Source organism: Brachyspira sp. G79, assembly GCF_002379365.1.
Classification (GTDB): domain Bacteria; phylum Spirochaetota; class Brachyspiria; order Brachyspirales; family Brachyspiraceae; genus Brachyspira.
The window spans coordinates 132,491-142,992 of sequence record NZ_JQIU01000009.1 but is presented as its reverse complement, the minus strand read 5'-3'; the positions used below and the strand labels follow the sequence as shown (position 1 = coordinate 142,992).

The window sequence follows — 10,502 nt, the reverse complement described above, 5'->3', positions numbered from 1 at the left end:
CATAAATAAAAAAAATCAATTATTATAAATAGGATATATTTTATTGATAAAAACTCTATTTTATATTAAACTATATTTTATTGCTGATTTTGGATTTGTATACACTATGAATAATAATAATAATAATAATAATATAGAAAATTTCTTTATAAACTTCTCTAATACTTTAGCAAAAGACTCTCTCTTGATAGCATTAGACTTTAATACAGATAATAAAATAAATTATACACAATAGATAAAAACTATAAAATAATAAGAAATAATATAACTAATCCTTTGTCTGGATATTCATTCAATAACTTTGCAGTTTATAATAATAAAATGTACAAATTAAATGATAATGATTTTGATTCAGACATCAAAATAAAAATAGAAAATGCATTCAATGAAAATAAATTATACGGTATTCCAGCATATTTTACAGACAATACCAAAAAATTAACAAAGCATTATTTTTAGACAGAGACGGAGTATTAATGTATGATGTAGGATATATAGGAACTACTGACAGAGTAAAAATAAAAAAGAGTTTATAGATATAGTAAAACATGCAAACGATAAAGGCTATATAACAATAGTAACAACTAATCAAGCAGGTGTATCATACAATTATTATACAAATGAAGATGTTAATAAAGTACATAATTATATTTATGAAGAATATAAAAAATGCGGGGCTTTAATAGATGATTTTTATTATTGTCCGTATCATATTAAAGGACATGTTGAACCTTACAATATATTATCAGTACTTAGAAAACCAGAGGCTGGAATGCATATTCTTGCCTCAAAAAAATATAATATAGATTTAACTTCATCTTTTATGATAGGCGACAGAGACAGTGACATTATAAAAATACCATATCTTAGAACTTTATTAATAGAAACAGATGTTTATGAAATAGAAAATAAAAGTAATATAGTAGAAATAGAAGATATATATGATATACTTATTTAATAATTGATTATTTTTTATATGTATTTTGTATTTATTATATACTAGACTTGATGCAATTTTGTACTTGTATATAATGATATTATTATATATACACACTGTATAAAAATACAAAATTGCAACATGTCTTTTATAAAAAATTACTTAGTATAAATCTTTCCTCCATGACGTTCTTTTATTTTATTTACAGTTTCACTCATCATATTAACAGATTCCATAATATCTTCAAAAACATCAGGTTTTATTGACTGAGCTCCATCACATAAAGCATGTTCAGGATCATTATGTACTTCTATTATCATACCGTCAGCACCTGCAGCAAGGGCAGCAAGAGTGAGAGGAAGTGCCATCCAAGCCTTACCGCTGGCATGAGAAGGATCTCCTATTACTGGTAAATGGCTCATTCTCTTTATAACAGGTATAGCAGAAACATCAAAAGTATTTCTAGTATAAGTTTCAAATGTTCTTATACCTCTTTCACATAATACTACATTGCTGTTGCCTTTATCAAGTATATATTCTGCACTCATAAGCCATTCTTCCATAGTGTTGGCAAGTCCTCTTTTTAAAAGAATGGGTTTATTTAATTTACCTACTTCTTTTAAAAGCTCAAAGTTCTGCATATTTCTTGCCCCAATCTGAATCATATCCACTGTATTTTCAAACTCTTCTAAATGTCTTACTGATACTATCTCACTTACAATAGGTATGCCCACCTCTTCTTTAGCAAGTTTTAATATTTTAAGTCCATCTAAAGCAAGCCCTTGGAAAGCATAAGGTGAAGTTCTAGGTTTGAAAGCCCCTCCTCTAAGTATTGAAGCCCCTGCAGCTTTTACGCTTTTTGCAATATTAATAACCTGTTCCTCACTTTCAACCGAACAAGGACCTGCTATTATAACAGGTTTAGTTCCCCCTATTTTTACTCCACTTACATCAACAATAGTATCTTCTTTTTTGAAAGCTCTGTTTGCTCTTTTAAAAGGCTCCTGAACTTTTAAAACTCTAGCAACACCAGGTAAAGTAGCCATTAATTCTCTGTCAACCTTTGAAGTATCGCCTACTATACCTATAACAGTGCAGTCTACACCTACTATTTTATTAGTACCTAGTCCTGCACTTATAAGTCTTTCTGTTATATTGTTTATATATTCTTCTTTAGCATTTGGTTTCATTACTATTATCATATTAGTCAATCTCCTAAATTTAAAATATTATGTCAGATGTTTTTAGTTTATTATCATATTGGTATTAAAAAATTTAATTTTATATGTGTTTGTTTGTGAAAAAAAATAGAATATACTGGCGTCTTAAACGCCAAAAAAACTAAAGAAAAATGCAAAACAAAAAGAATTACTTATGATATTTGAAATAAATTTAGCTTTCATAATAAAATATTATATATAAAAATTAATAAAAGTCAAGTAATAGCTACACAATTAATACATTAAAATAAATAATTATAAATTAAATAAATTCATTGATTTTATTGTAAAATATTATAGAATAGGTAGAAATATATCTAAAATAATTTTTTAAGGCGGTATGTTATGAAATTAAATAAATATATGGTTTCACCATCAGTACCAAAAGAATTGGAGCCACTTATAGAAATTACTAAAAACTTTTGGTGGTGCTGGAATCAAAAAGCAGTAACTTTATTAAGAACAATAGATATTGATAATTGGGATAAAAGAGATCATAATCCAATAAGAGTACTTGGAGAATCTTTACAGGAACGCTTTGACGCTATGCTTCAGGACGATGCTGCTATGATGAGTTTAGCAGAAGTTTATGATGAGTTTAAAACTTACATGAAGCAGGAAACTTGGTATGACAGTTTAGGCGAAGATCAAAAAGCCCCTAATGAAAAAATAGCTTATTTTTCTTTTGAATACGGTTTACATGAATCTTTACCGAACTATTCAGGAGGTCTTGGTATATTATCAGGCGATCACTTAAAATCTGCAAGTGATTTGGGATTACCTTTAGTGGCTATGGGACTATTATATAGAAAAGGTTATTTCAGACAATATTTAAATGCTGACGGCTGGCAGCAGGAATATGATATAGAAAATGATTTCTTTAACTTAGCTTTAGAAAAAGTTTTAGATAAAAACGGCGAAACTATGAAGGTAGATGTAGATTTACCTGGAAGAAAAGTTTATGCTCAAATATGGAAAGCAAATGTAGGAAGAATAGAACTTTACTATTTGGATGCCAATATAGAAGAAAACAGTATTGAAGACAGAGACATTACAGCCCAACTTTATGGTGGAAACTTAGAAACTAGAATACAGCAGGAAATACTTCTTGGTATAGGCGGAGTAAAAGCATTAGAAAAATTGGGCATTAAACCTACAATATATCATATGAATGAAGGACACAGTGCTTTTCTTTCTTTAGAGAGAATAAGACAATTAATGGAAAATAAAAATTTAGATAAAAATACAGCAAGAGAAGTTGTATACAGTTCAAATATATTTACAACTCATACCCCAGTGCCTGCAGGTAATGATATATTCCCTATAGATATGGTTCAAAAATATTTCTCTGAATATGTTAAGCATATAGATATGAATATGGACGAGTTTATAAGACTTGGAAGAATCAATCCTGACGATCAAAAAGAAAGTTTCTGTATGACTGTTCTTGCTCTTAATTTATCAGCTGAAAACAACGGAGTAAGTGAACTTCATGGACATGTATCAAGAGCTATGTGGAAAGATATATGGAGAGGTGTTCCAGTTAATGAACTTCCTATAGACTCTATTACTAATGGAATTCACACTTTAAGCTGGATATCTTTCGATATGCAAAACTTACTTGACAGATATTTAGGTCCTCGTTGGAGAACTAAACCTTTAGAATATGAAATCTGGGAAAGAGTACAAAAAATACCTGATGCCGAACTTTGGAGAACTCATGAAAGAAGAAAAGAGAGACTTATTGACTTCTGCCGTGAAAGATTAAAAGCTCAGATTACAAACAGAGGATTTACAAAAAAAGAAATAGAACATGCTGAGCAGATACTTTCTCCTGAAGCTTTGACAATAGGATTTGCTAGAAGATTTGCTACATATAAAAGAGGTACTTTGCTTTTTAAAGATTTGGAAAGATTAAAAAATATTATCAATAATTCTGAAAGACCAGTACAGATAATATTTGCTGGTAAAGCTCACCCTCATGATAACGGCGGTAAGGAGTTAATAAGAAATATTGCTGAAATTTGCAGAAGAGAAGATTTTAGAGATCATATAGTATTCATAGAAGACTATGATATTAATGTAGCTAGATACATGGTTCAAGGCGTAGATGTATGGCTCAACAATCCTAGAAGACCTTTAGAGGCAAGCGGTACAAGCGGTATGAAAGTTCCGCCAAACGGAGGATTAAACTTCAGCGTATTAGACGGCTGGTGGGACGAGGCTTATGACGGACAAAACGGCTGGTCTATTGGTAACAGAGAAGAATATACTGACTTAGAGTATCAAGATGAAGTTGAAAGCAAGGCTCTTTATAACGTATTAGAAAATGAAATTATACCTCTATTCTATGAAAGAGGAAGAGATGATATACCTAGACAATGGGTTGCTGCTATGAAATGGAGTATGCAGACTGTTTGTCCAGTATTTTCTACTAACAGAATGGTTGCAGATTACTTTAATAAATTCTACAATAATGCAAGCAAAAGATATTTTAATATGACAGAAAATGAATTTGCAAAAGCCAAAAATTTGAAAACTTGGAAACAAGATATATTCTCTAAATGGTCTAAAGTATCATTTGAAAATACTATATCTGAGATGCCTTCAAGAAACTTAAAAGTAGGAAGTAAGTTTGAAGTAAAAACTATAGTTAATTTAGGAGATATAGCTCCTGATTCTGTAAGAGTAGAACTTTACTATGGTAAATTAAGTATGAAAGAAGATATATTAGATCCTGTTACAGTTGAGATGAAACATTCTGCCGATTTAGGAAATGGCAGACATTCATTCTCTGGAACTTTGGAATGCATAAACAGTGGTCAAAGTGGTTATGCTATAAGAATGTATCCATATCATAAAGATTTGAGTTATAAATTTGATATGAAGTTAATCATATGGGGTTAATACTTAAAGGGTAACTTATATAAAAAAGGGCTTAGACTTGAGAGTTTAAGCCTTTCTTATTATCAATAATTAATAATACAATAAATAAAAAAGTTTGGGAATATGTTATGATAGCTGTTTTTGTAAATATGATGGCCGTGTTAATAGGCTCTCTTGTAGGACTTATATTTAAAAATAAACTCTCAAAAAAATATGAATCCCCTGTATTTATAGCCGCAGGTATAATATCGCTTACTATAGGCATAAGTATGGCAATAACTACAAAGCATATATTAATATTTGCCATATCAATAATGCTTGGAGGAATTATGGGGACATTTTTAAAAGTAGAAGAAAAGATTGAACATTTCGGAGAGTTTTTAAAAAATAAATTTACACTTAAAGAAAATTCAGGTAATTTCGCTTTGGGCTTTTTAACTTCATCAATACTTTTCTGCTCTGGTTCTATGTCTATATTGGGATCATTTCAAGCAGGAACACAGGGAATATATGACTTGATATTTACCAAAAGTGTTATAGACGGATTTGTTGCTATATTCATGTCTACTGTTTATGGAGTAGGAGTAACATTTTCTGTCATAAGTATTTTAATTTATCAAGGTATTTTAACTATACTTTCATCATTTTTAGAGCCTTATGTATCTGAAACTATGCTTATAGAAGTTTCTGCAGTAGGAGGAGCTACAGTTATGATGATTGGAATAAATTTATTAAAAATGGCGAAAATAAAAACTGGTGATTTTCTACCAGCTTTAATTTTTGCTGTGTTACTAGTATTACTTATACCATATATAAATTTTTTATGAAATCATTAAATCTATAAAAATCAATGATTTATATTTTTACTATTAATTAAATTTTGACAGAATAAAAATTTTTAAGTATAATAAATGTAATTATATGTTAGGAGATTATATTTATGGAAAGTATAGTTAAAGAATATATAGAGTATGCAAAGAAAAAAGCTAATATTGATGAAGTTATAAATAAAAAGCTCATATCTCAAAATGATAGTTTCTTAAAATTAAAAGAATATATAAAAGATAATGAAGAAAAAGAATTAGAGATATGCAGAGAAATATCTAAAGAGTTTAACAATATGGATATATTAAAATCATATTATGCTGCAAACTTTGTAGGACATGCCATATTCCACACAGAAATTGCTGATGAAGAAATGGGTAAAAATATTATTAGTTTATTCTCTAAAAATATGGAACAGGCATGCCAATTTATTTATAATGTATCTCAGCTTTATAATGTAGATGAAGATGAGCTTACTGAAGAAGATATTGCAAATGTTAATATTGAAGTTATGTACAAAACTGATTATAAATCATTAGAGGCATTTATTGGAATAGATATGATGATTGCTCCTCTTATGACTGTACTTTGTTCAAATCAGAGTTTAAGAAAATATTTTATATCTTTAGATTTAATGGATCATATAGAATATTTAGAAACTTATATTCAATCATTATCATATATTCATGTTGCAGCGGAAGCATGCAATAAAACAAAAATATTAGTATTAGCTCCAAAAACTCAAAGAGGTTTTTTTATAGAAGCCTCCGATATGAGTAATGCATACTATCTTATAACATTATTAGAAAGTGAATTATACAAAAAAGAACTATTAAAAAGATACGGAATTGATAATTATGAATTTGATGAAAATGTCTATAATATAGCTTCTGGTACTTCTTATGCTAAAGAATTGACAGAATCTCAGGCACATATGCAATACTATACTATATACGCAATGCGGAAAGATGGCAGCTATAAAATAGAAGATGAAAACGGAGAGCTTGATTTAAATACTATGCTCTATGGGGATATGTCGCCTGAAGAGATACCTGATATAGATGGAATGCATATAATTATTATGGATAGTGACGGAATGTGGAAAAAACCAATAAAATGGAATATGAGTTATTTTTCAAAACCGCATCAGAAATTAACACCTTATGTTAAAATATTAGATGAAATATCTGATGAAGAATATAATAACTGGATAGAAAAAATAAAAAATTACAATATATAAAAATAATACTAAAAAATAATAGCTATATAAAAAATTATATAGCTATTATTTTTTGAACAAATATTTTCTATTTTATAAATATCAAACTTTAAAGAAATGCATCAAATCAACAAGTTCTTTAGCCTGTCCCATTAAAGCCTCAGAAGAAGCTGTAGCCTGTTCTACCAAAGTAGCATTCTGCTGAGTAGACTGATCCATTTGTGAGACAGCCATATTTACCTGATCTACACCAGCCTGCTGTTCTACTGCCATAGCACTGATGTCCTGCATAATTTTAGAAGTATCTTCAATTTTCTGTTCTATATCCATAAATATTTCTTTAGATTTTCTAGCCGTTTCAGTAGCTATTCTAATTTTATCATTAGAATCAGCAATTAAAGAAGTAATATCTTTAACAGAAGACTGACTTGTTTGAGCTAAGTTTCTTACTTCACTTGCTACTACAGCAAAACCCTTACCCTGTTCACCAGCACGTGCAGCTTCTACAGCAGCATTAAGGGCTAATATATTAGTTTGAAAAGCTATATTTTCTATTATTTTAGTTATATCCGTAATTTTATTACTTGCCTCAAAAACAAGTTCTATATTATTAGTAGTAGCTTCAATTATTTCTCCAGCCTCCTGAACTGATTTTTCAGAATCCTGCATCATCTGATTACCTCTTAAAGAATTATCAGCAGATGATTTTATTGTAGAAGCAATTTGTTCCATAGATGAAGCTGTCTCTTCCAAATGTGAAGCCTGAGTTTCTGTTCTGCTTGATAAGTCAGTATTACCCTGAGCTATTTCTGTAGCTGCCTCTGAAATCTCCCTTGAGCTTTCTAAAACTCTTGTAATAATTTCTCTTAAATGTGATACCATATCATCAAAACTTCTAAGTAATGAATCAAATTCACTATTGCCTTTATATTTGCTTGAATCTATTTTTACAGTTAAATTACCCTGAGATATTTCTGAAGCCAAGCTAACACATAATCTCAAATTCTTTCCTACTTTCCTTCCTAAAGAAGCTAGAAATGCCACTACAGAAAATCCTACTATAAATAAAAATACGAAAAATAATATAGTATCTCTTTTAACTTCTCTTGCAGCATTTTGAAGATTCAAATTGTTATCAGAATCAAGTTTATCAAAAAACTGATTGATAGGTGTCATTATTTGAGAAACACTTTCTTCATATACTTTACCATTAACAAGCTCGATAGCTTCTAATTGTCTTGCTTTATATTCATCAGGTATACTTCCATCTGGATTTCTAGGGATATTTTTTATTATTTCCATAGCCTGAACTTCTAATTTTACTAATTCTTCTGAACGGCTTTTTGACAAAGTTAAATAATCAAACATTTCTTTAGAAAAATTCAAATCTTTCATCACATTTGAATATGATTTAGTTTCTCCGTCATAAGAAGGCTTTTGACCGCTTCCCAAATAAATAGACCAATATATACCTCTGTCATAATTTATTGGAGTTGGTTTTGTACCGCCTGATATAGCTATACAGTCATTATATGCCTGTTCATATTTTGCATCTCCTGTAGCCACATAACTTCTTACAAATTGGGTTAAAAATGCTGAATTTTGCTGATACTGCCTTGCTATGGCTGATGATTTTATAGTGTGCTGATAAATACGGCTGTATTCTGTTACACTTCTAACTATCCTAATCTGAAGATATATCAACAATAGAGTCATAACAAAAGTATATACACCAAATATAATAAATCGAGTCCTTATCTTCATAATAAAATATCTCCAGTAAAGTTTTTATTTTTATAATGATTTCGGAATTACATAACTATTTATTTAAAATAAATTAAGTATTTTCCTATATAAATTATACATTATATATTAAATATAACAAAAAATTACATTTTATACATGAAATTAAAAAAAATTACATAAAAAGTGCTTGAATATTATTTATAATAAACTTAAAATGTATTACTATAAAAAATAATTACGGAATGATGATAAATGAATAATAAAATAACACAAATTAAAATTGGTTTCTCTAATATAGTAATATTTAGAAATATTATCAAAACAAAAGTTATAAAAAAATTATTAAAATTTTTAGAAATTTACAATGATAATGACAAAATAAAAGTAACAGACTATTATTCAGACTTTTTGTATGAACTTTTCAAATATAATGATACAATAGGCGATTATATATTAGAACAAATATTTCAGGACGATAATATTTATATAAATAAATACATAAGAAATGAAAATATAAATGAGTCCTTAAAAAATACGCTAAAAAATGAACTTAATTTTTTTGAATTATTATCATCATTTGATTTTAATATCTTATTCTCAAAAGAATACTCAGTATCAAAGCTAGAAAATAAGAAAATTGATTTCTGTAATATATATACAAATCATATAAATGATATAAATAAAAAAGGATATGGAATATTTTATAATAATAACATGTTCACGCTTGACAGTAAAAAAAATATAATACCTGCAAAGCATCAGGATATGCAGAATATTAAACAGCTATATGGATATGAAAGAGAAAGAAGTAAAGTTATAGCAAATACAAAAAGTTTATTAGAAGGAAAAAGAGCTAATAATATACTTCTTTATGGAGATGCGGGAACTGGTAAAAGCAGTACTATAAAGGCAATAGCTAATATGTTCAAAGATGATGGCTTAAGACTTATAGAAGTTAAAAAAAGTCAGTTATCATTTATAACAGATATAATAGAAATGCTAAGTGTAAGTCCTCTTAAATTTATAATATTTATAGATGATTTAACTTTTTCTTCTAATGATGATACTTTTTCATATTTAAAAGCTGTACTTGAAGGAGGCGTAAACTCCTTTCCAAATAATGTAGTAGTTTATGTTACTTCCAATTATAGACATTTAATAAAAGAGAATTTTAATGACAGACAAGGCGATGATATACATATAGAAGATACTATTCAGCAGATAATGAGTTTAACTAACCGTTTTGGTATAATTATCACCTTCCAAAGACCAGACAAAGATTTATTTGTAGATATAGTTATCTCTTATGCAAAAGAAAATAATATAAATATGGATAAAGAAGAACTTATAAAACAAGCGGAAAGCTATGCTATAAGAAGTGCTGGAAGAAGCCCAAGAGCAGCAAGACAATTTATAGAAACTTTATTGTAATTTATTATTTTATATATTTTCTATACAAACTAAACAATTCATTTGTATAAATTAATACAGAATTACTATCAAATAAAAATTGTTCGCTATTATCGTCAAAATTCGGCTTATTTGGAGTACTATACCAATAATACAATGATAAATTATGATGCGGTATTATTTTTATATTACTATCATCTTTGGCATACAATGATGAATTTGTATTTTCTGTTATTAAATATTCTATATTATAATTTTG

The 10,502-nt window shown here is 28.3% G+C and carries 10 protein-coding genes; 7 read left to right on the top strand and 3 right to left on the bottom strand.

Annotated elements, in window-relative coordinates; translation table 11 throughout:
- The first annotated feature begins 43 nt into the window (after window positions 1–43).
- The 3 genes from KQ44_RS15325 (at window position 44) to KQ44_RS15315 (ending at window position 958) form a co-directional block, all read left to right on the top strand.
- Window positions 44–235: a hypothetical protein gene (locus KQ44_RS15325; RefSeq protein ID WP_240516707.1), complete on the top strand. Its 192-nt coding sequence runs from the start codon at window positions 44–46 to the stop codon at window positions 233–235.
- Window positions 236–321: 86 nt separating this feature from the next.
- Entirely contained in the window at window positions 322–459 is a 138-nt protein-coding gene (locus KQ44_RS15320; protein WP_240516706.1) for a hypothetical protein, read from the top strand.
- Window positions 460–532: 73 nt separating this feature from the next.
- A complete protein-coding gene (locus KQ44_RS15315; RefSeq protein ID WP_346426141.1) occupies window positions 533–958 on the top strand; it encodes an HAD-IIIA family hydrolase in 426 nt (141 codons plus the stop codon).
- Window positions 959–1,095: 137 nt separating this feature from the next.
- Here KQ44_RS15315 and aroF read toward each other — a convergent pair whose 3' ends face one another.
- Window positions 1,096–2,139: a 3-deoxy-7-phosphoheptulonate synthase gene (gene aroF, locus KQ44_RS13580; RefSeq protein ID WP_096737900.1), complete on the bottom strand. Its 1,044-nt coding sequence runs from the start codon at window positions 2,137–2,139 to the stop codon at window positions 1,096–1,098.
- Between the two features lie 363 nt (window positions 2,140–2,502).
- On the opposite strand from aroF, the gene glgP reads away from it, so the two are divergent.
- From glgP to KQ44_RS13565, 3 genes are all read left to right on the top strand, one after another.
- Window positions 2,503–5,064 (top strand): alpha-glucan family phosphorylase, encoded by a 2,562-nt coding sequence (gene glgP, locus KQ44_RS13575; RefSeq protein WP_096737899.1) that lies wholly within the window; start codon window positions 2,503–2,505, stop codon window positions 5,062–5,064.
- A 107-nt stretch (window positions 5,065–5,171) separates the two neighbouring features.
- Window positions 5,172–5,870 (top strand): DUF554 domain-containing protein, encoded by a 699-nt coding sequence (locus KQ44_RS13570; protein WP_096737898.1) that lies wholly within the window; start codon window positions 5,172–5,174, stop codon window positions 5,868–5,870.
- A 113-nt stretch (window positions 5,871–5,983) separates the two neighbouring features.
- A complete protein-coding gene (locus KQ44_RS13565; protein WP_096737897.1) occupies window positions 5,984–7,108 on the top strand; it encodes a hypothetical protein in 1,125 nt (374 codons plus the stop codon).
- Between the two features lie 81 nt (window positions 7,109–7,189).
- Here KQ44_RS13565 and KQ44_RS13560 read toward each other — a convergent pair whose 3' ends face one another.
- Window positions 7,190–8,851 carry a methyl-accepting chemotaxis protein gene (locus tag KQ44_RS13560; RefSeq protein ID WP_096737896.1) on the bottom strand — a complete coding sequence of 554 codons (1,662 nt, stop codon included), beginning with the start codon at window positions 8,849–8,851 and terminating at the stop codon, window positions 7,190–7,192.
- Between the two features lie 234 nt (window positions 8,852–9,085).
- Between KQ44_RS13560 and KQ44_RS13555 the strand changes: the two genes are divergently transcribed.
- Window positions 9,086–10,264, top strand: coding sequence for a DUF815 domain-containing protein (locus tag KQ44_RS13555; protein ID WP_096737895.1), 1,179 nt, complete (start codon window positions 9,086–9,088; stop codon window positions 10,262–10,264).
- Window positions 10,265–10,268: 4 nt separating this feature from the next.
- Here the strand turns inward: KQ44_RS13555 and KQ44_RS14525 are convergent.
- A partial coding sequence (locus tag KQ44_RS14525) for a hypothetical protein (RefSeq protein WP_168171294.1) occupies window positions 10,269–10,502 on the bottom strand: 234 nt, incomplete at its 5' end.